Genomic DNA, 24,017 nt, shown 5'->3' on the forward strand with positions numbered 1-24,017 from the left:
CACGTCGTCGCCCTCGCCGTCGGTCGGGCTGCTCAGCCGGTGTAGACGGTGCCGGCGATGCCGGCGCTGGCCGGTGCCGCCAACAGCGTCAGCACCGACGCCACGTCCTCGGGACGGCCCAGCGCCGCCTCGATCCGGGCGACCTGGGCACCGTCGGTGCCGTTGGCCCGTGCCTCGTCCAGCGACCGCCGCATCAGCGGGGTGTCGATGTCGCCGGGACAGAGGGTGTGCACCCGGATCCCGCGTGGGCCGAGTTGCCGGGCCAGCGTCAGTGCCAGGCCGTGCAGTCCTCCCTTGCTCGCGCCGTAGGGTACCGAGCCGGATCCGGTCAACACGCCCGCCTTGGAACCGACCAGGACGAGTACCCCGTGGCCGTCGGCCAGGTGCCGTACGGCGTGCTTGGCGACCAGGAACGGTCCGGTGAGGTTGACCTCGATCACCCGCTGCCACAGTTCCAGCGGCAGGTCGGTGACGTCGGTGCCCTGCCCGGACATGACACCGGCGACGTGCAGCACCGCGTCGATGCCGCCGAGGTCGGCGGCGACCGCGTCGAGCACGTCGGCGACCTGCGTCTCCCGGGTCACGTCGACGGCGTGGGCGCAGGCGCTCGCCCCGGCGGCGCGGGCCTGCGCGGCGGCACCGGCGGCGCCGTCGGCGTCGGCGTCGAGCACCGCGACGGCCGCACCGGCCGCAGCGGCGGCCCGTACCGTGGCGAGCCCGATGCCGGAGGCACCGCCGATGACGACCACCCGGCGTCCGGTGAGCAGGCCGGCCGCCGGGGCGACGCCGGTCACCGGCGGACCGTTGCGCGGACCGCCTCGGCCACGTGCTCCGCCTCGGGCACCACGGCCTTCTGCAGTGCCGGTGCGGCCGGCATCGGCACGTCCGGGGCGGCCACCCGGGCCACCGGGGCCTTCAGGTCGGCGAAGCACTCGGACGTGGCCCGGGCGGCGATCTCCGCGCCGAATCCGCCGGTCAGGTTCGCCTCGTGGGCGACGACCAGGCGGCCGGTGCGCGAGACCGAGGCGCCGACGGTGTCGAAGTCCAGCGGGTTGAGCCACCGCAGGTCGATCACCTCGGTCTCGAACCCCTCCGCAGCGAGCTGGTCGGCGGCGGCCAGGGCCGCCGGGACCATCCGGGACCAGGCCACCACGGTGGCGTCCCGGCCGTCGCGGACCACGCGGGCCCCGCCGATCGGCTCGACCGGCGCGTCGGCGCGTACCGGGCCCCGGGTCGGGTAGAGCATCCGGGCCTCCGCGACCACCACCGGGTCGTCGCTGGTCACCGCAGTCCGCAGCATCTGGTACGCGTCGTCCGGGGTGGACGGCAGCGCCACCCGCAGGCCGGGGGTGTGCGCGAAGTACGCCTCCACAGAGTGCGAGTGCTGGGCGCACGCCCCCGGTGAGTACCCCTGCTGCATCCGGATCACCAGCGGGGCCTTCCACCGGCCGGCGCTGGAGTAGCGGATGGTGGCGATCTGGTTGACGATCTGATCCATCGCCACGAAGGAGAAGTCGGCGTACATGATCTCGGCGATCGGCCGCAGGCCGGTCATGGCCGCGCCGAGCGCCATGCCCAGGAAGCCGGTCTCGGAGATCGGAGTGTCGAAGATCCGGTCGCTGCCGAACCGCTTGTGCAGTCCCTTGGTGGCGCCGAACGGGCCGCCGGGCAGCGCGACGTCCTCACCGAAGTAGACGGTGTCGGACCGGCTGTCCAGCGCCCAGGCCAGCGCCGCGTTGACGGCCTGGATGTACCGCAGCGACTCAGACATAGACGTACTCCTTGACGGTCGCCGGGTCGGGGAACGGCACCTCGCGGGCGGCGGCGACGGCGGCCTCCACCTCGGCGGCCACCTCCGCGTCGATGGCGTCGAGCCGGGCGGTCAGCTCGGCGTCGGCGGCGGCCCGGATGCGGACCAGCGGCTCGCGTTCGCGGGCGGCGGCGATCTCGCCGGCCGGCCGGTAGTGCTGCACGTCGCCGCTGTAGTGGCCGACCAGCCGCTCGGTCATGGCCTCCACGATGGACGGGCCGGTGCCCTCCCGGGCGCGGGTGACCGCCTCGGTGACGGCCTGGGCGACCGCGTCCGGGTCGTTGCCGTCGACGACCCGGCCGGGGATCCCGTACCCGGCGGCGCGCTCGGCGAGTTGCCGGATGCGGACCATGTCCTCGATGCGGGACATCTCCGAGTAGACGTTGTTCTCCACCACCAGGACCAGCGGCAGGTCGAGCACGGCGGCGAGGTTGATCGCCTCGTGCACGTTGCCCTGGTTCATCGCGCCGTCACCGATGCTGACGACCGAGACGGCGCCGCTGCCGGTGCGCTGCGCGGTGAGCGCGGCGCCGGTGGCGATCGGCACGCCGGCGCCGACGATGGAGTTCTCCCCCATGAACCAGCGTCCGGGGTCGGACAGGTACGGCGAGGCGGCCCGGCCGCCGTTGACCGCCGAGTCACGACCCATCATCTCGGCGAACAGCCCGGTCATGTCCACACCTCGGGTCAGCGCCCAGCCGTGCCCACGGTAGGTCGCGGTCACGTGGTCGCCGTCGCGCAGCGCGCGGGCGGCACCGACCGGGATCGCCTCCTGACCGTTGCACAGGTGGATCGAGCCCGGGATCTCACCGTCGTCCTTGAGGGCGGCCAGCCGCTCCTCGAACCGGCGGATCCGGGCCATCGCCCGGTAGTCGTCCGGCAGACCCATCACACCCCCATAGATGAATAAGAGCCCTATTCCGGCTCGTTCGGATTGGAGCCTAGACCAGGGACATCATGCTATGGAAGAGTGCATGAGCAAGTTTGTGGCCGTTATAGGGCTCTAATTTGGGGGCAGCATGGAGATCACCGCCGTCGAGTCGGTGGTGCGGGGCGACGCGCACTTCGCCGCGGTGCACACCTCGACCGGGCTGGTCGGCGTCGGGCAGTCCGCCTGCTGGGGGTATCCGGGAGCCGTCCACGCGGTCGTGGAGGCGTTCCGCCCGCACCTGCTCGGCGCCGACCCGAGCCGGATCGAGCACCACTGGCACCACCTGTACCGGATGGGACCGTTCCGAGGGTCGGTGCTCACCGCCGCCGTCTCCGCGATCGACCTGGCGCTGTGGGACCTGCTCGGCAAGCGGCTCGGCGTACCGGTCTGGCAGTTGCTCGGCGGTCGGGTCCGAGACCGGATCCGGCTGCACCTGCTGCTGCCCGGCAGCGGCGCACAGGACCTCGCCGCACAGGCCGCGGCGGCGGTCGCCGACGGGTTCACCGCAGTGAAGTTCGACCCGCTGCCGGCGAACTACGGTGACCTGTCGCTGGCCCGACTGGTCACCGAGACCGAGGCGACCACCGCCGCCGTCCGGGACGCGGTCGGACCCGACGTCGACCTGATCATCGAGCTGCACCGCAAGCTCACCCCGTTGCAGGCCGAGGCGATGATCCCGGCGGTCGGCCGGCTGCACCCGCTGATGGTCGAGGACGCGATCCAGATCGACAGCGTCAGCAGCCAGGCCGAGGTCACCCGCCGCGCGCTCGGAGTGCCGATGGCCAACGGCGAACGGCTGCACACCATCTGGGAGTTCAAGGAACTGCTGGCGCAGGGCGGGGCCCAGTACGTCCGGCCCGACCTCGGCCTGGCCGGCGGCATCAGCCACGCCCGTAAGATCGCCGCGTTGGCGGAGTCGTACCACGCGGCGGTGGTGAGCCACAACTGCCTCGGACCGCTGCTCACCATGGCCTCGGTGCACCTGGACACGGCGATCCCGAACTTCGTGACTCAGGAGTACTCCCCGCTCGACGACCTTCTCGCCGACGGTCCGGCCCGGGCCTGCGTCCGCCGCGAGGGCGGCTTCCTGCCGATCCCCGAGGAACCCGGTCTCGGCGTCACCCTCGACCTCACCGACGAGACCCCGCTGGACCTGACCGGCCGCCCCCTCACCCACATCCCCCACCGCGCCGACGGCTCCATCGCGTACGCCGTCTAGAGCGGCACGGATGTAAGGAGGGGTCCCCTGCTATGCACGAGGCGTTAGCAGGGGACCCCTCCTTACATCCGACGGCCCGAGTGCTGGAAGACCGGGTACGCCCACAGGGGCTCGCCGTCGGCGTCGGCGATCTCGGCGAACAGGTGCGCCAGCGAGGCCGTCCAGCGCGCCTGCACCTCGGAGGCGCCGGTGACCCGGCCGGCGTGCTCGAATCCCCACCGGGTCCGCAGGACACAGATCAGCAACAGACCGTGCCGGTAGATGTGGTAGTCGTACACGCCCGCCTCGTCGAGCAGGGCGGCCATCTCCGGCCACAGCTCGGCGTGCCGGCGCTCGTACTCGGCCGCCGCCCCAGGCCGCAGGCGGTACAGGTGGCACACCTGCACTCCCGGCCCGCGGGCCGGTCCCGTCCCCGATCCGGTGCCGGGATCGGGGGCGGGACCGCGGTGACCCGCGCTCGGACATTGAGGAGTATCCGGGTCGGGCCGGTCGGTCGGTGTGCTCACCTGCCGGAGCCGGCGAGCGCACCGGAGACGAGCTGGCGCTGGAACACCAGGTAGATGATGAGCACCGGGAGCAGGGCCACGATCAGGCCGGCGCTGACCAGCGGCACCGACACGTCGTACTGGCCGCTGAGCAGGGAGACGCCGACCATCAGCGTCTTGGAGTCCGAGCCGCCCATGATGACCAGCGGCAGCAGCAGGTCGTTCCACATCCAGACGAAGTTGAAGATGGCCAGCGCCGCCAGGGCCGGGGTGGCGATCGGGGCGAGCAGCCGGAACAGGATGGTGAAGTGTCCGGCCCCGTCGACCCGGGCCGCCTCGATCAGTTCGTCGGGCACCTGCTGGAAGTAGCCGGCGAGCTGGTACGTGCCCAGCGGCAGGCCGAAGGCCGCGTACGCCAGGATCAGCCCCTGGTACTCCCCGGACATGCCCAGGTCCAGCACGGTCTGGTAGAGCGGATAGATGATCGCCTGGCTGGGGATGGTCAGGGTGATGATGATGAACAGGAAGACCAGCTTGCCGCCCCGGAAGCGCAGCTTGGTCACCGTGTACGCGATCAGCATCGCGGCCAGCACCGACAGCACCAGGCCACCGACCGTGGTGATGATGGAGTTGAGCAGCAGTCGGGGCATGTTCATCCGCTTGAACGCCTCGACGTAGTTCTCGAAGGTGATCCCGGCCGGCAGCCCGAGCGGGTCGCGGGCGAACCCGGTCTGCGTCTTGAGCGAGCTGACCACGGTGAAAAGCAGCGGGTAGAGCGCCGCCACCGCGACCACCACCAATGCAAAGACCAACAGGTAGCGCCCGATCTGGGCGGAGTGTCGCCGGTTCATCGCGGCTTCCGGGTCCCCTCTTTGAACATGTGCCGCACGCTGAAGATCGACAACACGGCGACGAAGACGAACAGGGCGATGCCGATGGCCGAGCCGTAGCCCCGGTCGAGGAACTGGAAGGTGGTGAGGAAGACCAGGTACTCGGGGAGCATGGTGGCGTTGCCGGGGCCACCCTGGGTCAACGCGTAGATCAGCGGGAACAGCCAGATCAGCACGCCGGAGGCGCAGAGCACGCTCCAGTACGCCACGGTGGGACGCAGCATCGGCACCACCACGGAGAAGAGTCGCCGCCAGAAGCCGGCCCCGTCGAGGTACGCGGCCTCCAACACCTCCTCGGGGATGGTGGCGAGCCCGGCCAGGTAGGTCATCACGCCGAGGCCGAAGAAGCTCCACAGCGCCACCGCGACGAGGGAGAAGAGGGCACTGTTCTGCCCGTTGAGCCATTCGATGGCCAGCGGCTCCAACCCGACCGCGCGCAGCAGGGCGTTGATCGGCCCGTCCGGGCTGAGGATCTGCCGGAACATGATGCCGACCACGATCGGCGCGATGGTGTACGGGACGAAGTAGACGGCCCGGAAGAACTTCCAGCCCGGTGCCCGTTGGTGGATCAGCACCGACAGCACCAGCGGCAGCACGATCCAGACCGGCAGCGTGGCCACCACCAGCAGGGCGTTGCGGAAGCTGGCCAGCACCACCGGGTCGTCGAACATCCGGGTGAAGTTGTCCCAGCCGGCGAACGAGCTGTCGCCGAACCCGCTGGAGGACTCGAAGCTGGTGATGACGCCCCGGATCAGCGGCACCAGTTTGAAGGTGACCGCCAGGGCCATCCCCGGCAGCACCAGCAGGGCGCCGAGCCACCATTCCCGGGCGTGCAGCGGTCGCCGGTTGCGGCGTACCGGCGGGGGTGGGTTCGTCGCGACGGCCGAATCGGCGGCCGACGCGGTGGAGATGCTCATCGGGCTGTCCTCCCCGGAGGCTGGCGGGTGGGGTGGCGCCCGGCCACCCCACCCGGTGCGACTAGTTGCCCTGCTTCTTCGTCGGGCTGCGCTCCAGCGCCTGCTGCATCTGGTCGGCCCACTTGTCGACGGTGAGCTGACCGAGCGTGATCTGCTGCCAGCCCCGGGCCAGCGCGTCGGCCTCCGGGCCGGAGAGCATGACACCGGCGTGCAGGGTCGGCTCGGCCACGAACTCCTGGATCTTCTTGAAGGCCGGCGACGAGGGCAGCAACGCGGGGTCGACGTTCTTGTTCAGCGGCTGGCTCTTGGCGTGCTTCACCCAGAGTTCGCCGTTATCCTTGCCGGCCAGCCAGGTGATGAACTCCAGGCCGGCTTCCTTCTTCTCGCTCCACTTGGTCACGCCGTAGACGGCGCCCTCGATGCCGGAGAACTTGCCGGCCAGCGGCGCGGACTGGTTGATCACCGGCCACCGGGTGACGCCGAGCTTGTCGTCGCCGAGGGCCTTGCCGAACGCCTCCCAGTTCACCGCGTCCGAGATGATGGTGCCGGCGAAGCCGGCGTCACCGCGCTGGAAGATGTCCGCGCCGTCGGGCAGCATCGTGATCGACGGGGCGTTCTTGTTCGTCCAGCCCTTGGTGGTGATCTCGGCGAGCTTCTCCAGGACCTGGACCAGCTTCGGGTCCTTCCAGGACAGCGTGCCGGCGAGCAGGCCGCGAATGTCGTCCTCGGTCAGGTAGTTGCGGGCGATCTCCGGGAAGTCCCAGTACGCCGGGAACGTGCCGGACAGCCCCAGCGCCAGGCAGGTCTTGCCGGAGTTCTTGATCGCCTCGCAGGCCGCGCCGAACTCGTCCCAGGTGACCGGCGGGTTCTCCGGATCCAGCCCGGCGCCGCGCAGCACGTCCTTGTTGAAGTACATCACGTTGCCCTGGTACGAGAAGGGCACACCGAAGCAGTCCTTGCTGGTGTCGAAGCCCTCGCAGGCGCCGCTGTAGGTGACCAGGTCCTTGTTGATCTCGGCGGCCCGATCGCCCAGCGGCACGTACGCGCCCCGCCGGTCGAACAGCTCCAGCCCGGCGTTGTTGGCCATCACGTCGGGCCCGGACTGCGAGGTGATGTACGGCCCCTGCACCTCCGGGTACTTGTCGAACGGGACCGACTGCAGGTCCAGCTTGATGTTCTGGTGGCTGGCCTCGAAGGAGGTCTTCACCTGCTGCCAGTACTCGGAGCCGCCCGGCTCCCAGGTGAGCACCTTCAGGGTCACCGGGCCGTCGGCGGCGTCGCCACCGCATCCGGCCAGCATCGCGGCGGTGGCCACACCGGCGGCGAGGACGCCGGTCAATCTACGTCGAAACATCGGCGCAAGCTCCTGTCAGGAGAGGGGTTCGAGGGAGATCCGACGGGGTTCGCCACCGGCGGCGGCGCTGTCGGCCATGGCCGTGGCGACCTGCACCACGTGCAGTCCGTCGGCGAGCGGGACGACCGCCGACGTCTCGGCGCCGGTCACCTGACCGACGAAGTGGCGCAGCTCGGCGGCGAGCGCGCCGCCGCCGTCGGCCGGCGAGAGCAGCCAGTCCGGCGCCTCGGTCTGCCCGGCCTGGACGAGCAGCGTGGGGTGGCCGAGGTCGACGTGGGCGACCCCGTCGGTGCCGTACACCTCGACCAGGTCCGAGGTGTGGTTGGGCGTGGTGTCAGGCAGGAGGTAGCTGTTGCGGATCGACGACACGACGTCGTTGGCGTGCCGAAGCTCCGCCCACACCAGGACCGGCGAGGCCGGTCCCGGTCGGGTCCGGGTGGTCGCGCGGACCTCGACCACGGGCGACTGGGCGTACCAGATGGCCAGGTCGACGTCGTGCACGGCGGTGAGCAGCGCCGGGTGCTCGTCGGGGAACAGCCGGCTGAGCGCGCGCGGCCGGTCCCGGCGGGAGGAGACGGCCAGCACCTGGCCGAGCCGGCCGGCGCGGACCGCATCGTACAGCGCCCGGTGCGGGGCGCTGTGGCGCAGAATGTGTCCGGGTTGGCAGAGGACCTGGTGGGTGCGGGCCGCCGCGACGATCGCGGCGGCGTCGGCGACCGTGGCCGCGAGCGGCTTCTCGACCAGGACCGGCACCCCGGCGGCGAGCAGCGTGACCGCGACCGCCCGGTGGGCGGGTCCGGGCACGCAGACCGAGGCCGCCTGCGGAGCACCGGCGGCGAGCAGATCCTCGACGGTGCCGAAGGTACGGGCGACGCCGTGCGCGGCGGCGGCCCGGTCCCGCACGGCGGGGTCCGGGTCGACCAGCGCGGTCACCGGCACGCCGAGCGACCGGTACGCGGCGACGTGCCGCAGCCCGAACGCGCCCGCGCCGACGACGGCGACCTCCAGCGCGACGCTCATGCCGCGCCTCCGCCGAGCCGGGTGCCCGGGGCCGACACCGGGAGGCCGCCACGGATGACGACGCGGTTCATGCCGACACCGCCGCAACGTTCGCGTCCGGCCCGGCGGGCACCGGTACGGTCGCCGCGCTGGAGGTCGGAGCGGCGGTGAGTCGACCGTCCAGCACGGCCCGGGTGAGCCGTTCGAAGGCGGTCACGCCGACGTCGAGGCACCGCTCGTCGACGTCGAACGATCCGGAGTGCAGTGGCGCACCGCCGCGCTCGCCGGTGACGCCGAGCTTGACGTACAGGCTGGGGCCGAGCGCGCCGAGCAGCGCGAAGTCGTCGGTGGTCAGCGGCGGCACCGCGAGGTCGACCACCTGCATCAGGCCGGACAGTTCGGCGTGGGCGAGCGCGACGAGTTCGGCCGCGTTGCGGACCGCCGGCATCTCGTTGGCCCAGGTGAAGCGGACCCCGAGGTCGAGTGCGGCGGCCTGCTGGCGGGCGACCCGCTCGATGACCGTCTTGAGCCGTTCGCGGGTGCTCCCGTCGTGGGTGCGCAGGGTGCCGGTGGCCTCCGCGTACGCGGCGACCTGGCTCTGGCTGGCGCCGCCGGAGATGGTGCCGATGTTGAAGGCGACCAGTTCGTCGGCGTTGCGCGACCGGGCCACCGCGGCGTGCAGCAGGTTCACCATGCCGCTGAGGCCGAGGATGGCGTCGCGGCCCAGGGCCGGGGTGGCGGCGTGCGCGGCCCGGCCGAGGACCTCGATGCGGAACGCGTCCTTGGCCGCCATGGCGGTGCTGCGGTCCACGCCGAGCGTGCCGACCGGCAGATCCGGCCAGCAGTGCAGCCCGAGTACGGCGTCGAAGCGCCGGCCGCGCAGTGCCTCGTCGGCGAGGACGGCGGCGGCGCCGGAGTCCTCGCCGAACGGGATCTCCTCGGCGGGTTGGAACAGCACGGCCACAGAACCCCGGGCCGGCGGTTCGGCGGCGAGCCGCGCGGCGGCGCCGTAGGCGACGGTCATGTGCACGTCGTGTCCGCAGGCGTGGCAGACCCCGGCGTCGGCCGACGCGTACGGCTCGGTCTTGGCGTCCTGCACTGGATAGGCATCCATATCGGCCCGAAGGAGTACCGACGGCCCCGGCAGAGGTCCTTCGAGTTCGAGGAGCAGCCCGGTACCGGCGATTCCGGTCCGCAACCGCCCGAACGGCTGAAGCTTCTCGGCCAACGTCCCGGCCGTGCGGTGTTCAGTAAACCGCAGCTCGGGGTGGCGATGGAGCTGACGCCTCAGCCGTACCAGCTCATCAACCCCGTCGTGTCCCCGCGCCACTCGGTCCACCCCTCGCTCGCGACCTGCAATCCGGACCTAATTGAGACAAGAACCTAAGTCAGGGGGGTGTCCGCGTCAATAACCAGCCAGAATTTGGGTTATCGTCCGTGACCATGGACCGCGCTGACGCCCATCTGCACCTGTTCGCCGACGGCTACCCGGGCCGGTACGGACGCTCCCCGGCGGGCGGCCAGGAGATCGCCGCATATCAGGACATCCGCCGCGCGCACGGCATCGATCGGGCCCTCGTGGTCGGGTACGAGGGCGAGCCACGCTTCGCCGGCAACAACGACTACCTCGCAGGGCTGGCCGCCCGGCACACCTGGATCGCCCCGGTCGCCTATGTTCCACCAGGTGGACCGGCGGACGGGCAGCTGGCCCGCTGGTGGGCGGCGGGGTTCGTGGGAATGGCCGCGTACCTGACGGACGACGCACAGGCCGACCGCTTCACCGCCTGGGCGACCGGCCTCGCCGCCGAACTCCGCGCGGCCCGGGCGGTGATCAGCCTCAACGTCACGCCGGCCGCCACCCGCCGACTCGGCCCCGCGCTCGCCGCCCTCGACGAGTGTCCGGTGCTGGTCAGTCACCTCGGACTGCCCGGCAGCCAGCCCACACCCCCGTCCCCACAGCAGGCCGCCGAGATCCTGGCGCCGCTGCTCGACCTTGCCCGACTGCCGCACGTCGGGGTGAAGATCTCCGGCCTGTACGCGGTCAGCGATCCGCCGCACGCCTGGCCGCACCCGGCGGCCCGGCCCTTCGTCGAACTACTCCTGGGGCGCTTCGGCAGCCGGCGACTGTACTGGGGCTCGGACTTCCCGCCCAGCCTCGATCATGTCTCGTTCGTGCAGACGCTGGAACCCGTCGGGCTGGACGGCCTCTCCCCCACCGAGCGGGCGGACGTCCTCGGCGCCAACCTGTGCCGCATCCTCGACCAGGCGCCGGGGCGGGACGCGTCAGCGGCTGCGCCGTCCTGAGGGCGAACCGGGGGACCGGAACGCCGGCAGGTCACACCGCACCCGCCACGGTATCGGGGGCGGGCAGGCCGAGGACGTCCACGGCCAGCCGGTGGATGGTGTCGAGGGTGAGGTCCCGGCCCCCGGCCGCCTCCACCATGAACAGCAGATGTCGTACGCCCGGCAGCGCCGCCGCCCGGGCGACGGCCTCCCGGCAGCGGCGGGGCGAGCCGACCGGATGGATGTCGATCAGGTGCTCCACATAGCGCACCGGATCGCGGCGCCCACCTGTGACGCCGTCCAGGCGGACGTACTCGGCGGTGCCGGCCAGCAGCGGGGGGAGACCGGCGCGGACCGCCCGCGCCGCCGCGTCGTCGGTCCCGGCCACCTGGGCGAGATGGGCGCTGGCATGGTGGATGCCGGCGGGATCGTGCCCGTGTGCGCGGGCCACCCGCGCGTGGCGGGCCAACAGCTCCGCCTTCTCGGCCAGGTCGGCGTGCAGGCCGAGCAGGAGCGGGAGGCCGTACCGGGCGGCGAGGTCGACGGTGCCCGGTGAGGTGGCGGCCACCCAGAGCGGCACCCGGCTACGCGGTCGCGGCACCACCGGCACCGGCCGGAACGGGAAACGCGCGTTGCCGGCCACCGTCGGCGTCCCGGACAGCCACCGCAGCAGCACCTCCATCGAGTCGCCGAAGCCGTGCCGGAACCGGTCCAGGCCGGTGCCGAAGACCTCGAGGTCCACCCACGGCCCGCCCCGGCCCACCCCCAGCCGGAACCGGCCGCCGGAGAGTTCGTGCAACAGCACCGCCTCCTCGCCGAGCGCCACCGGATGCCGGTTGGACAACACACAGGCGGCGGTGCCGACCGCGATGCGACTGGTGGCGCCGAGCAGGTGCGCGGCGAAGGCGACCGCCGAGGGGCAGACACCATAGGGGATGAAGTGGTGCTCGGCGATCCACACCCCGTCGAATCCCGCGGCCTCCGCCGCACGGCCGTACCGGTGGGCGCCGGCGAGCGCCTCGGCGTGGGTACCGCCGGGGCGGTGCCCGGCGAGCAGGAACAGGTGCGCGTGGACGTCCGGTTCCGCTCGCCGGGCACGGTGGGGATCAGCAGTCACGCAGCTCGGGCGACTGGTTGAGCAACTGGCCCCGGGTGGAGACGAACCGGCGGTAGGTGTCCGAGTCGACCGCCGACGGCCGGAAGGCCGCGACCCGATGGCAGTTCTGGAAGGCCAGCTTGACGCCGAAGTGACGCTCCAGGCTGGACCGGATGGCGTCGCTGGCCAGCGCCCGCAGCAACTGCCCCCGCTCCGCCTCGCTGGGCGGCGGGAGCACATTGTCGGCGAACTCCTCGCCGGAGGTGGCCAGGTCGGCCGCCACCCGGCTGACGGTCTGCCAGGCGTACGGCAACGACTCCCGTACGCAGGCCACGAACTCCTCGTCGCCGACCGGACCGGACTCGGCGGCCCGCATCAGGTCGGGCGGTACGGTGAGAGACATGCTCCTCCTCAGTTAACGATCACGGTTGTCGCTTTCGTTGGGCTGAGCACATCACGACCGTGACCACGCGTCAATGCCCCGAACACGGAAGGGCACGACGCCGTCCGGTCTGCCTTCGGTAGATCTCCATCGATCACACCGCGTCGCGGCGGCGCCGGTGGTTGCCGCAGGTCGTCGCTGCCGGCGTGGCAGCGGTGGCCGTCACAGGGCGGGGCGGACGACGAAGGTGGCCGAGGACGAGGAGGCACCGTCGCCGAGTGGGGACACGTGCATCTGCCGGTGCCCGTCGTGGCGCAGGTAGCGGTTCGGGTAGTTGTAGGACCGCAGTGACGTGTGCGTACCGCTGATGCCGGCGACCTGGCAGAACGTCGCGTCGGCGCGGAACAGGTCGCTGCCGTCGGCGCGGTGCAGGAACACCCGGAACTCGTGGTGCCGCAGGTAGTGACCGGGGAAGTTGACCGATTCGAAGGAGTGGCAGGCACCGGCGAGCCCGGTGCGTACGACGAATGCGGCGTCGGCTCTCGTGCCGGCACTGCTGCCGGGGTCGACCGCGTCGACGCGGGCCTGGAAGCCGGCGTGTCGTACCCGGCGGCCGGGGAGGGCGGCGACCTCCAGGCCGACGCGGGCACCCGGGCTCAGGGGGGTGCCGGCCGGCGCCGTGGGCGTGGAGGGGGGACGCGCGGAGTCACCGGCGGCAGTTGGCGGGACGGCGGGGACGGGATGCGCCGACGTGGCACCCGGGGTGGCCCGGCGGGACAGGCTGGCGCCGCCGCCGGCGGTCGGGGTGACTCCCGGCGGGAGGGTGGGGGCTCCGGTGGCACCCGGGGGCGCGATGACCTCGGGATCGCCCGAGCCCAACGGTGGTCCGTCCGGGCGCGGCACCGCTGCGGTGAACTCGCCGCGTACCGGGTCCGGCGTGTGCCCGTCGTACAGTGCCGTCGCACCGACGATGGTGCTGACGGCGACCACCGCGAGCCCGCAGAGCAGCAGCTTGCGTCGGGCATCGGCCGCACCACCCGGGCGGTGCGGCGCGTCGGAGCGCGGCAGCGAGCCGGTGGCGGGTTCGTCGCCGGGACGCTCCGGGGCGGGTCCGGTGCCGGCGGAGGTACGGATCCGTTGGGCGGGTGCGGACAGGACCATGCGGAGCAGGACCGGAGCCGGAGTGCTCCGTCCCGGAAGATCGGCGGCTCGGGCGTGCTGCCCGCCGCTGCCCGGTCGGGTGACCGCTGTCGGAACGGCGTCGGCGTCGGTCGGGGAGATCCAGCCGCCGATGCGCAGGCGTGGCTGCTGAGTGCCCTTTTCGGACATGATGGTCTCCTGCCGCTTTCCGCGCACGCGTCCGCCCGGACAGATCATCTGGTTGCGGCACATACGCTCTCATCACCACACGGGTTGACGCCAGTCCTCGCAAGCGACTACGTCGAGCGGGCGCTGAGGCTGTCGGAGGCGGTGTCGCGGACCAGGCGATCGCCGAGCACCGTGGATATCGACGTGAGCCGGCGCGCGTCGGCTTCCACGTCGGCGTTTGCGAGTTCTCCCGACGGCGGCTCCACGCCGGGCTCGACCGGAGTGTCGGCCACGTGCCCCTGCGCGACCGTCGTACGGCGACCAGGACCGCTGCGGCCTCACCGGCGGCGGCCGCCCGGGCGTCGTCCCAGCCGGCCTCCGTGGCGCGGTGGCCGGGCGCATCACCTTCCCGGTGTGCCTCGTGGTGGTGTAGGCGGGCGCAGGGCTCGTCGCGCTTCGCGTCCCGACCGCCTCTGCATCTGACGCCGGGTGGCCCGGGGCGATGCATGCCCCGGGCCACCACTACACCTGGCAGCGCCGCTACTCGCCTGACGGCGCGGTCAACGCGACACCGAGACGCGCGGGCGAACCGAAGTTCGGGGTTCCGTCGGCGTTCCAGGTGAACTTCTGCGCGCGGGTGGAGCGGTTCATGTCGCAGCCGCCACCGGCCGAGTCGTTGGCGTGATAGACGATCCAGTCCTCGGTGCCGTCCGGGCTCTTGAAGAAGCCGTTGTGGCCGGGGGCGTAGACGCCGTTGGCGTCGCTGCGCTGGAACACCGGCGTGGGGTGCTTCGTCCAGTGCGCCGGATTCAGCGGGTCGGTGCCGGTGAGGGTGAGCAGGCCGAGCTTGTAGTCGGGTCCCCAGCACGCAGACGCCGAGTAGACGACCATGACGCGACCGTTGTGGTACAGCGGTTCGGGTCCCTCGTTGACCGGGTGGGTCTGCCGCTCCCAGGACAGCGTCGGTGAGCTGAGTCGGCTCCGGGAGCCGGTGAGGGTCCACGGGTTCGACAGTCGTTGGATGAAGTTGGACTGTCCGTAGGAGCCACCGGCGTTGTAGGTACCCATCAGGTACAGGTTGGCGCCGACCCGCAGCACGCTGGCGTCGAGTGCCCATTCGCTGCCGAGGTCGGCCTTGAAGGTGTACGGACCCATCGGGTCGGTGCCGGCGGACTCCAGCACGTGCAGGCGCTGGGTGGGGTTGAAGTCCGCGACGTTCTGCCCGGCGGTGTAGTAGAAGTACCAGCGGCCGTTGATCAGGTGGAACTCCGGCGCCCACATGTTGCAACAGCCGTTGGGCCGTCCGGCGAGGTTGAAGATCACCTGGTCGGTGGCGGTGGCCAGCCCGGCGAGCGTCGCGGAACGCCGCATGGTGATGGTGGAGTTCCAGGTCGTGGTGGCCAGGTAGTAGTAGCCGTTGTGGTACTGCAACCACGGGTCCGGGCCGTTGCGCTTGATCGGGTTGGTGAAGGTCCCCGGCGACGCGCCGAGGGCGACGAGTTGCCACTGCTGGTTCGCGCCGTCGAGGTCCTGGTACTGCGACACCCGCGCGCCGTCGGCGGTGGACCACTCCCACACGTCCAGGGCCTTGCCGCTGTTGCGGTTGATCAGCCGGATGTGTCCGCCGGCGGAGTCGGCGAGCCGGAACTGCTGTCGGGCGTCGTTGCGGTCGCTGTTCTGCACGAGTTGGATGCCGTCGGCGGTGGTGGGCAGGTCGAGCACCTTGCCGCTGTGCACCGACTGCACGCGGTACCAGCCGCCGCCGGAGTCCAGGAAGCGCCACTGCTGCCAGGCGCCGTCGTTGCGGGTGTACTGGTTGATCGCGGCACCGTCGCCGGTAGCCAGGTTGTAGACGTCGAGCGCCTTGCCGCTATGCCCGTTGACCAGGACGTACGGCACACCTGGCTGGACTGTCGCGGCGGAGGCTGCCGGTGTCACGACGACTGTGCCCACGACGGTGAGCAGGGCTATCAGTCCCGCCGCGAAGAAGGCACGTCGGTGGTGGTTACGCATGGTGATGGGGGCTCCTTCGGGGCTCAGTGGACGGACTGCCAGGCCAAGGCGGTGCCGACCGCGACGAGCGCGGACAGGCGGGGAAGCGCTTTCCAGATGGGCGGATCGGTGGAGGTCATGTCGGTCCCTGTGTGGTACGCCAGCGGCGCGGAGCAGCCACTGGCGCTGCGGTAAGCCGATGGCCGATCGCCGCCGCGAGACTTCCGATCGATCTGCCAGATCGGCCAGGCGCCCTCAATGTTGTCGCTAACATCGAAGACAGTCAAGTTAACGGTTCGGATTCCTCGCGTTCACATGAAACGCTGCGCACCGGGTCGCTGTGGCAGGCACGTTTCCGGTACGTTAGCGCAAACACAACGCCTGGTCTGGGTTCGGGTCGGCGACCGTCCGCGACTCCTACCCTACCGGCGAGCGGATGTGGTGCAGCCGCGCCCGTTCCCAGGTCGCGTCGTCGAGGTCCATCGCGTTCCAGTACGCCTGACGCCCCTGGGCCGGCAGGTCCCAGACCGTCGAGTGCTCCGCGTCGGGAAAGCCGACGGACAGGCTGCCGAAGTCGATGACAGCGTGCAGGCTCCCCTGCCTGACCAGCAGGTGCGTAGGCTTCAGGTCACCGTGCAGCCACATCGGGGCGTCGGCGGGCTCCGGCAGGGCGAGCGCCGACCGCCAGAGCCGCTCCAGCGACACCACGTCCAGGTCGCCGCCGACCGTGCCGCGACAGTCGCGCAGACACCCGCTGATCCACTCGTCGCAGGACTGCAGGGCCCCGCCGCGATACCAGCTCAGGTCACCCGTCCGGGACGCCCCCATCAGGTCCACCCGGTGCAGGTCGCGGACGAACACCGCCAGATCCGCCCCGAAGGCGGCCCAGTCGCCGACGCTGTCCTGCCGGGCCTCGTCGACATTCCCCCCAGAGCGTCCTAGGAGGATGGTCTGCTGGGGTGGCGGGGCGCAGGCGGGTGTCCGCGCGGTCGGATGTCGCACCCGTGGGCCATGATCTTTCTCAGCACGGCGGCGCCGACACCGGTCGGCGCGGCATCACCACGGCGGACGCCGAGTCCGCGGCGGGCAGGAGGATTGCGGTGACGGACGCTGACGGGACCGCCTGGCGGCGGCGGAGCGTGCTGGCGGTGGTGCCGCCGGCCCGTCCACGCAAGCTGGCGAAGGTGCCCTTCGTCGAACTGGCCGACGGCCGCCTGCAGGGTGTCGTCTCCAGCGGCTCGGACATCGAGCGGGTGTACGTCTCGTCGGTGACCGCCGGCACCCACGCCTACCACTGCAGCACCAACAACAACCGGCCCTGTGGCGGGCTACGGGGCACGCCCTGCAAGCATCTCCAGGCCCTCGCCGAGGAGGCCGTCCTCCAGTACGGCGTCGACCGGGTCGCCCGGTACCTGCGGGTCGACGCCGGTGACGGGGTGCGGAGCGGGGCCGACCTGTGGGCCCGGATGGACGCCCGGCCCGAGCCGACCCCGGCTGCCGTGGTGTTCAGCCGCTTCCTGCACCACCTGGCCTACCTCGAACTGGCGGACAGCACCACCGCGCTGCCCGAACTGCACTGGTTCCCGGCGACCGGGGCGGGTCGCTGATGCTCGGCACGCAGCTCGCGCAGTTGCAGGAGGACACTCCGGTCGGGCTCTCCGACGCCGACACGGTGGTCGCCGGCTTCGACGACGCCCTGGTGAGCGGATTCGCACGGGTCGGCGACGAGGCCGCCGCAGCCCTGGCGGCGCTGGCCGACGCGGTGGCCGGCACCCCGCTGGGCGCCCGGGTGGCCGACGCGGTGGACACGGTCACCGCCGGCGGGTTCAGGCCGGACGACCTCGCCGTCCTGGCCGGTGCCCGGTCGGCGCTGCTGGGCGCGGCGCACGACGCGCTGCTCGGTCGGTTCGACGCCGCGGTCGGGCGGGACCGGGCACTGTGGACGGCACCAGCCGGTGCGTCGGCCGAGACCTCCGCCGCGAGCAGCGCGGCCGGTGCGTGGCTGCACGAGGTGGCGGTGGCCGGTTGGCGCAACGTCGACCACGAGCTGCTCTCCGCCGCCGGGTCGCCGGTCGAGGCCGCTCTGGCCGAGCCACGGCTGCGCCGCCTGGCGGTGCTGCTCGACGGGCTCGCCGCCGAACTGCGGGCGAGCCTCCCGGTAGCCACGATGCCGCAGGTCCCGGCCCGTCGCTGGGCGGACCTGTGGACCCGGGCCGTGCTGCTCGCGCAGGACCGGACCGGTCCGCTGGACGACGGCGAGCGGGTCTCCGGGCGTCTGCTCCCGCTCGGGGTGGACGTGCACGAGCACGCCACGGCGGTGCAGGTGCAGGTGCACGCCGTCCTCGAACCGTCCGACGGTGGACCGGCCCGACTGGTCCGTACGGCGGTGGCGGCCGGGAAGGTCGAGACGATCACCGGGCCGGCGGTGTGGCGGCTGCTGCCGGCGTACCCCGTGCTGCTGGCGGCGGTGGCACAGCGGCGGACGGTGACTGTGACCCGCCTGCCGCTGCGCGGCGGTGACCTGTCCTGGTGCGAGTCGCAGGCCCGCCTGGGCGAGCACGCCGACCCGTTCGCCACCGGCCGGCTGCTGCTCGCCGACGTGACGGCGGCGGCCACCGCCCCGCTGGACCGGCATCCGGCCGCGATCGCCGAGCCGGTGCTGCTGGAGGGCTACCGGATGCGGAAGGGCGACGACGGGCTCACCCTCGACCGGGACGGCCAGTCGATCGGCATCGCCGTCGACCGGCTGCCGGCGGCCGGCCCGCTCACCGCCGCACTGGTCACCGCCTCGACCTCCTGCCTCGGCCTGGCCCGCTGGGACGACGGGCGGTGGTGGGTGCAGCCGCTGGCGGTACAGGCCACCGTCAAACGCGCGCCCGTCGAGGCGCACAACGGCGACTGGGCCGAGGGCGTCACCGACCCGAAGGTGGCCAAGGCCGAGGCCAGGGCGGGCGACGCCGTGGCCGTGTTGCGCGAGCGCGCGGGACGGTTGCTGCGCCGATGACCGACTCCCCTGACGACCAGGCCGCCGCCAACCGGCGGCAGGTGCTCTACTGGCGGATGCTGGGCCGGATCTTCGACCCGGACGAGCAGCCCGCGCTGGAGTCGGCGAGCATGGCCGTGGTCGAGGACCTGGGACTGCCGGCCGCCCTGCTGGACCCGGCGGTGTCGGTGGACACCGTGGTGCAGCGTTTCCCCGAGGTGGCCGACGAGTTGCGCGGCCTGCTCGCCGACACCGAGGCTGTGTCGACCGACGAGGACGGGTCGCATCAGCCCGGTGAGGCCGAGGTCCGCCGGGCCGCGCTGGTGTCGAAGTTGCTGCTGAACGTCTTCGCCACCGGGGCGGGGTCGGTCACCGCCGGTCAACTGGCCCGCTGGCAGGCCGACGCCGGCTGGTTCGAGCAGGCGCTCGGCAGCGCCCCCGGCGAGCTGCGCCGGCAGGGCACCGGCCTCGGTGCCGCCCTCGCCGGCATCGAGGGTGACCTGGTCCGGCGGATGCGCCTGCGGGAGGTGCTGGCGGATCCGGCGCTGGCCAGCCAGCTCACGCCCAGCATGTCGCTGATCGAGCAACTGCTGCGGGACAAGGCCAACCTGTCCGGCGTCGCGTTGGCCAACGCCAAGGCGCTGATCCGCCGGTTCGTCGACGAGGTCGCCGAGGTGTTGCGGACCCAGGTGGAGCAGACCAGCGTCGGCAGCATCGACCGGTCGGTGCCGCCGAAACGGGTCTACCGCAACCTCGACCTGGACCGCACCATCTGGCAGAACCTGACCAACTGGAGTCCGGACGACGAGCGCCTCTACGTCGACCGGCTCTACTACCGGCAGACGGCGCGCAAGACCACGCCGTCGCGGCTGATCGTGGTGGTGGACCAGTCCGGGTCGATGGTCGACTCGATGGTCAACTGCACCATCCTGGCGTCGATCTTCGCGGGTCTGCCCAAGGTCGACGTGCACCTGATCGCGTACGACACCCGGGCGCTGGACCTGACCCCGTGGGTGCACGACCCGTTCGAGGTCCTGCTCCGCACCAAACTCGGCGGCGGCAACGACGGGCCGGTGGCGATGGCGATGGCCCGCCCGAAGATCGTCGAGCCGAGGAACACGGTGATGGTGTGGATCTCGGACTTCTACGAGTTCAACCGATCTCAGCCCCTGTTCGACGGCATCGAGGCGGTGCACCGGTCGGGGGTGCGGTTCATCCCGGTCGGCTCGGTCAGCAGCTCCGGTCAGCAGAGCGTCAACCCGTGGTTCCGGCAACGCTTCAAGGACCTGGGCACCCCGGTCGTCTCCGGCCACATCCGCAAACTCGTCTTCGAGCTCAAGAGCTTCCTCACCTAGGAGAGACACCCCTGATGTCCGAGATGCTGCGTGCCCCTGCCGAGGTCAAGTACGCCGACGAACTCGACTTCCTGGAGTCGGTGGACACCGGTCCGAAGCCGTACTCGTGGCGGCTGAGCCCGCGCATGGTCCGGCTGTTCGTGCTCGGTTCGGAACGCGCCGACGGCCTGGACCGGGAGATCCCGCAGAAGTGGTTCGGTGATCGCAGCTTCGTCGAACGCAGCATCGTGACGCTGGCGTCGGACCGTGGCCTGCTGCTCATCGGTGACCCGGGCACCGGCAAGAGCTGGCTGGCCGAGCTGCTGGCCGCCGCGATCTGCCGCAACTCGACGCTCGTGGTGCAGGGCACCGCCGGCACCACCGAGGACCACATCAAGTACTCGTGGAACGTCTCGATGGTCATCGCCAAGGGTCAGTCGCGCGAGTCGATGATCCCCTCGCCGATCATGACCGCGATGGAGCAGGGCGTGGTCGGCCGTTTCGAGGAGCTGACCCGGTCCACCAGCGACGTGCAGGACGCGCTGATCTCCATCCTGTCCGAGAAGTACGTCTCCATCCCCGAGCTCAACGACGACCACATCGTCTTCGCCCAGCCCGGATTCTCGATCATCGCGACCGCGAACAGCCGGGACCGGGGCGTCAACGACCTGTCGTCGGCGCTGAAACGACGGTTCAACTTCGTCCGGATCCCGGTGGTCACCAACAGGCGCAGCGAGGCGGAGATCGTCCGGTTCCGTACCGAGGAACTGCTGCGCCGGCACCACGTGGAGCTGGACGTGCCGCCCACGCTGTTGGACATCCTGTTGCAGAGCTTCGCCGACCTGCGGGCCGCCGCCGCGTCGGCGGCCAGCGACGACGAGAAGTTGGAGTCGGCGCTGTCCACCGCCGAGCAGATCGGTGTGCTGGAGGACGCGATCCTGCACAGCCAGTTCTTCGGCGACCGGACCCTACGCGCCGAGACGCTGGCCGGGTCACTGATGGGGTCGCTGGCCCGGCGCAGCCCGGAGGACCTGGCCATCCTCAACAAGTACCTGCACGCGGTGGTGGAGCCCCGGGCCAAGCAGGACGGCGGCGAGTGGCACGGCTTCCTCGACGGTGGCCGTCAGGCGATCGCCGCCCTGTCATGAGCGCCCCCGCGACCGTCGGCACGTTCAGCGCCCTGCGTGAACAGCTCACCGACGCGGCCACCGCGTTCGCGGACGGTCCCGACGCGCTGGCCGGCATCCTCGCCGGGATGGTCGACGACGTGGACCGGGCACTGGGCGAACGGCTGGAGATCTTCCCGGTCTGCCACCATTCGCCGGCCTCGGCGCTGGCCATGGTGCGCCGGCTGCGGCGCAAGCAACCCCGGGTGATCTATCTGGAGCTATGTGAGGACCTCCAACCGCTGCTGGGGGAACTGCGCAACTGCCGGCTCCCGGTGGCGGTGCAGGCGTTCGCCTCGCAACTCGACGGCTTCCCGGCCGCATGGGGTCCGCTCAGCGTGATCGCGCCGGTCACCGAGGCGTCCGCCGAATACCAGGCGATCGCGTACGCGCTTGAGACGCCCGGGGTGGAGCTGGTGCTGGTGGACCGCTCCACCGATCACGTCTTCCAGTGGTCACCGCGCGACGAGGCGCCGTCCCCGGGCGAGCCGGCTTCCGGGGAGAGCGGCGCCGACGCGGGCGAGCAGGCGGCGCTGCACGGCGACGCGGTGGGCGTGGAGATCGGCGACCTGCGTCCCCGGTTCGCCGAACTGGAGGCGCATCTGCTGCACCACGGCAAGGTGCGGCACTGGTCGGAGTGGTGGGACCAGTACGTCGAACGGCCACTCACGGTCGCCGACCACGACACCTACCGTCAGGTGATGGTGCTGATCGGCAGCCTGTTCCGACGGTTGCGTCCCGCCGGGTCGGTCCGCACCGACCGCGACGAGGATCGGGAACGCTACATGTGGACCCGGATCCGGCAGCACCTGGCCGCCTCCGGCGCCGCGCCCGAGGACTGTCTCTATGTCTGCGGCGCCTTCCACGCCGCCAGCCGGGTCGAGCAGTTCGGCCTGGACTCCACCGCCCCGAACTTCGACATCTCCCCGCGCACCGCGACCCGCTGGCGGTACGGTCTGATCCCGTCGAGCCACTCGGCGATCGAGGCCCAGTTCGGTCTCGCGCCCGGATCGGTGTCGATCGCCGCCGCGACCTGGACGAAGGCGGTGAGCGGGTCGGGTCTGACGCCGTACCGGCTGGACGGTCAGCGTGGCGGCACGCCCCGGGGCCGGCGCGGACGCGTCGAGCCGGAAACCGTGCCGGCCGAGGCGGTCAGCGATCGGCTCGTCGGGTTCCTCGCCGCGCCACCCGCTCTGGACGGGCTCGACGAGGCGGAACTGCGCCGGTGGTGTGTGGACATCGTCCGGTTGGCGCGACGCAACGGCTACCTGGCCAGCACCGCCGACGCGATCGCGGTGTTCGAGACGTCGATCCTGCTGGCCGGGCTGCGCAACCGGGCTCGACCCACCCCGTACGACTTCGCCGACGCGGCGGTGACCTGCATCGAGAAGGACGTGGCGCCGGGTCGGCGTGACGTGCGTCGGCTCTGCGAGATCCTGCTCGGCGGGGACCGGATCGGGCAGGTCGGCTACGACGCCCTGCCGCCGTTGGCCCGCGACGTGCTGGACCGGCTCCAGCCGCTCGGTCTGGACCTGGAGAAACGGACCGTGCAGCGGGCCCTGCTGGACCTGCACGGCAAGCCGGAGTTGGCCGGCTGCGCTGACCTGCTCTGGATGCTGCGGCACGTGCTGCCGCCGGGCGCGGTCCGGCCGATCATGGGTGAGCGTCGGCTCGGCCACCGGTCGATCCAGGAGAGCTGGGACCTGGCGTTGGGTCGCCACCAGCGCGCGCTGATCGAACTCGGGTACGAGGGCGTGACCGTCGAACAGGTGCTGGAACAGCGCCTGCGTCGGGCGGCACACGGCCCGGGCGCCACCGCCGCAGGCGCTCTCGCCGCCGTCGAGGACGCCATCCGGCTGTTGGACAGTCCCCGACTGGTCGACGAACTCGGTGCCCGGGCGGTGGAGTTGCTCGCCGCCGAACGCACCGTCGACGACGCCCCGCGCGTGCTGCGCCGGATCCGTCGGCTGCTCGCCCATCACCAGGCCACCGCGCCGACGTTGCCGGCCTGGTGCGCGGCGTTCGTGACGACCGGGTACGCCCACTACTGCACGTTGCTGCCGACCGCGTTCGTCGAGGAGGAGACCGGCGTACGGCAGGTCGGTGCGATGCTCGGTTTCCTGTTCAGTCTGGAGAGTCTGGCGCTCTCCCTGGGCTGCGACCGGTCCCAGCTGGAACTCGCGGTGGGTCAGTCCCACCCGCAGGCGCCGGCCAAGGTGGCCCTGCTCTGGGCGGCCCGTCACCAGCTCGGTCTGCTGCCCCTGACCGGGTTGCGGGCCCAGTGCCGGGAACTGCTGGCCAACCCGCTGGTGGTGCCGGCCTTCCCGCAGTACCTGTCCGGGTTCGTGCACGCGCTGGAACCGGTGCCGGGGCTCGCGCCGTTCGTGGTGGAGACGATGTCCACCGCGTTCGCCCGGCTGCCCGACCCGGTCCTGCTGCCCTGGCTGCCCAACCTCGTCACCACCCTGCGTCAGCATGGTGCGGAGGCGGTGCCGCTGCTGGTCCGGGAGGCGGGGCGTACCTTCCCGGGCACGCTGTCCGCGCTGGACTCCTGGGTGCCGCCCTGGCAGGGCACCGCTTCCACCGCCACGCCGCGTCGCGTCGGCGGGGCGGCCGGGCAGCAGGTGCACGCTCTGCTGGCCGGGCATCCGGAGCCGGTGGACGCGGTCGCCGAGTTGCTCGGTGTCGGGGACGGCTGGCGGGGTCCGCGCGGCGGCGCGGCGGCCCTGGTGGAGGCCCACCCGAGCACCGCCGAGGCGGTCGCGGTGCTGCTGTCCGGCAGGTGAGCGGCGACGCGTGTCGGCGTCAGGCAGCGCGGGCCGCCGAGCCGGCCCACGCCGCTGGCGTCGTGCCGCAGAGCGGCCCCGG

At 71.9% G+C, this 24,017-nt stretch carries 22 protein-coding genes; 7 read left to right on the plus strand and 15 right to left on the minus strand.

The window, feature by feature from the left end; translation table 11 throughout:
- Positions 1–32: 32 nt before the first annotated feature.
- Genes ID554_RS30270 through ID554_RS30280 form a run of 3 tightly spaced genes read right to left on the minus strand, consistent with a single transcriptional unit; the run spans position 33 to position 2,699 of the window.
- Entirely contained in the window at positions 33–794 is a 762-nt protein-coding gene (locus tag ID554_RS30270) for an SDR family NAD(P)-dependent oxidoreductase (protein WP_117226894.1), read from the minus strand.
- On the minus strand, positions 791–1,771 hold the full coding sequence (locus tag ID554_RS30275) for an alpha-ketoacid dehydrogenase subunit beta (RefSeq protein ID WP_117226893.1): 981 nt from the start codon (positions 1,769–1,771) through the stop codon (positions 791–793). The genes ID554_RS30270 and ID554_RS30275 overlap by 4 nt, the downstream gene beginning before the upstream one ends.
- Positions 1,764–2,699: a thiamine pyrophosphate-dependent dehydrogenase E1 component subunit alpha gene (locus ID554_RS30280; protein ID WP_117226892.1), complete on the minus strand. Its 936-nt coding sequence runs from the start codon at positions 2,697–2,699 to the stop codon at positions 1,764–1,766. The genes ID554_RS30275 and ID554_RS30280 overlap by 8 nt, the downstream gene beginning before the upstream one ends.
- 130 nt (positions 2,700–2,829) lie before the next feature.
- Between ID554_RS30280 and ID554_RS30285 the strand changes: the two genes are divergently transcribed.
- The gene (locus ID554_RS30285; RefSeq protein ID WP_117226891.1) at positions 2,830–3,960 is read left to right on the plus strand and encodes a mandelate racemase/muconate lactonizing enzyme family protein; all 1,131 of its coding nucleotides are present in this window, start codon (positions 2,830–2,832) and stop codon (positions 3,958–3,960) included.
- Between the two features lie 62 nt (positions 3,961–4,022).
- Here ID554_RS30285 and ID554_RS30290 read toward each other — a convergent pair whose 3' ends face one another.
- From ID554_RS30290 to ID554_RS30315, 6 genes are all read right to left on the minus strand, one after another.
- On the minus strand, positions 4,023–4,340 hold the full coding sequence (locus ID554_RS30290; RefSeq protein ID WP_158573681.1) for an L-rhamnose mutarotase: 318 nt from the start codon (positions 4,338–4,340) through the stop codon (positions 4,023–4,025).
- Between the two features lie 122 nt (positions 4,341–4,462).
- On the minus strand, positions 4,463–5,296 hold the full coding sequence (locus ID554_RS30295) for a carbohydrate ABC transporter permease (RefSeq protein WP_117226889.1): 834 nt from the start codon (positions 5,294–5,296) through the stop codon (positions 4,463–4,465).
- Complete coding sequence (locus ID554_RS30300) at positions 5,293–6,252, minus strand: carbohydrate ABC transporter permease (RefSeq protein WP_117226888.1); 960 nt, start codon at positions 6,250–6,252, stop codon at positions 5,293–5,295. The genes ID554_RS30295 and ID554_RS30300 overlap by 4 nt, the downstream gene beginning before the upstream one ends.
- A 61-nt stretch (positions 6,253–6,313) precedes the next feature.
- The gene (locus tag ID554_RS30305) at positions 6,314–7,606 is read right to left on the minus strand and encodes an ABC transporter substrate-binding protein (protein WP_223884347.1); all 1,293 of its coding nucleotides are present in this window, start codon (positions 7,604–7,606) and stop codon (positions 6,314–6,316) included.
- A gap of 15 nt (positions 7,607–7,621) precedes the next feature.
- Positions 7,622–8,626, minus strand: a complete 1,005-nt coding sequence (locus ID554_RS30310; protein WP_117226887.1) for a Gfo/Idh/MocA family protein — start codon at positions 8,624–8,626, stop codon at positions 7,622–7,624.
- Positions 8,627–8,693: 67 nt separating this feature from the next.
- Complete coding sequence (locus ID554_RS30315) at positions 8,694–9,935, minus strand: M20 metallopeptidase family protein (protein WP_158573680.1); 1,242 nt, start codon at positions 9,933–9,935, stop codon at positions 8,694–8,696.
- Between the two features lie 113 nt (positions 9,936–10,048).
- On the opposite strand from ID554_RS30315, the gene ID554_RS30320 reads away from it, so the two are divergent.
- A complete protein-coding gene (locus ID554_RS30320) occupies positions 10,049–10,909 on the plus strand; it encodes an amidohydrolase family protein (RefSeq protein WP_147333398.1) in 861 nt (286 codons plus the stop codon).
- Positions 10,910–10,940: 31 nt separating this feature from the next.
- Here ID554_RS30320 and ID554_RS30325 read toward each other — a convergent pair whose 3' ends face one another.
- From ID554_RS30325 to ID554_RS30345, 6 genes are all read right to left on the minus strand, one after another.
- On the minus strand, positions 10,941–12,005 hold the full coding sequence (locus ID554_RS30325; RefSeq protein ID WP_223884348.1) for an LLM class flavin-dependent oxidoreductase: 1,065 nt from the start codon (positions 12,003–12,005) through the stop codon (positions 10,941–10,943).
- Entirely contained in the window at positions 11,995–12,387 is a 393-nt protein-coding gene (locus ID554_RS32235) for an SCO5389 family protein (RefSeq protein ID WP_223884349.1), read from the minus strand. The genes ID554_RS30325 and ID554_RS32235 overlap by 11 nt, the downstream gene beginning before the upstream one ends.
- Positions 12,388–12,588: 201 nt before the next feature.
- Complete coding sequence (locus tag ID554_RS30330) at positions 12,589–13,695, minus strand: AbfB domain-containing protein (protein WP_199489136.1); 1,107 nt, start codon at positions 13,693–13,695, stop codon at positions 12,589–12,591.
- A gap of 107 nt (positions 13,696–13,802) precedes the next feature.
- Positions 13,803–13,967, minus strand: coding sequence for a hypothetical protein (locus ID554_RS30335; protein WP_158573679.1), 165 nt, complete (start codon positions 13,965–13,967; stop codon positions 13,803–13,805).
- A 247-nt stretch (positions 13,968–14,214) separates the two neighbouring features.
- A complete protein-coding gene (locus ID554_RS30340; protein WP_117226882.1) occupies positions 14,215–15,687 on the minus strand; it encodes a family 43 glycosylhydrolase in 1,473 nt (490 codons plus the stop codon).
- A 396-nt stretch (positions 15,688–16,083) separates the two neighbouring features.
- Entirely contained in the window at positions 16,084–16,668 is a 585-nt protein-coding gene (locus ID554_RS30345; protein WP_117226880.1) for a phosphotransferase, read from the minus strand.
- 137 nt (positions 16,669–16,805) lie between these two features.
- Here ID554_RS30345 and ID554_RS30350 point away from each other — a divergent pair, with 137 nt between their 5' ends.
- The 5 genes from ID554_RS30350 to ID554_RS30370 are packed head-to-tail and all read left to right on the plus strand — an operon-like array spanning position 16,806 to position 23,935.
- Positions 16,806–17,273 (plus strand): hypothetical protein, encoded by a 468-nt coding sequence (locus ID554_RS30350; RefSeq protein ID WP_191088944.1) that lies wholly within the window; start codon positions 16,806–16,808, stop codon positions 17,271–17,273.
- Positions 17,273–18,670: a hypothetical protein gene (locus tag ID554_RS30355; protein ID WP_117226879.1), complete on the plus strand. Its 1,398-nt coding sequence runs from the start codon at positions 17,273–17,275 to the stop codon at positions 18,668–18,670. The genes ID554_RS30350 and ID554_RS30355 overlap by 1 nt, the downstream gene beginning before the upstream one ends.
- The gene (locus ID554_RS30360) at positions 18,667–20,004 is read left to right on the plus strand and encodes a VWA domain-containing protein (protein ID WP_117226878.1); all 1,338 of its coding nucleotides are present in this window, start codon (positions 18,667–18,669) and stop codon (positions 20,002–20,004) included. The genes ID554_RS30355 and ID554_RS30360 overlap by 4 nt, the downstream gene beginning before the upstream one ends.
- 14 nt (positions 20,005–20,018) lie before the next feature.
- On the plus strand, positions 20,019–21,131 hold the full coding sequence (locus tag ID554_RS30365; RefSeq protein ID WP_117226877.1) for an ATP-binding protein: 1,113 nt from the start codon (positions 20,019–20,021) through the stop codon (positions 21,129–21,131).
- On the plus strand, positions 21,128–23,935 hold the full coding sequence (locus ID554_RS30370) for a DUF5682 family protein (RefSeq protein ID WP_117226876.1): 2,808 nt from the start codon (positions 21,128–21,130) through the stop codon (positions 23,933–23,935). Before ID554_RS30365 ends, ID554_RS30370 begins: the two co-directional genes overlap by 4 nt.
- Positions 23,936–24,017: the final 82 nt, after the last annotated feature.

Origin of the sequence: Micromonospora craniellae (assembly GCF_014764405.1) — a bacterium.
GTDB lineage: Bacteria > Actinomycetota > Actinomycetes > Mycobacteriales > Micromonosporaceae > Micromonospora > Micromonospora craniellae.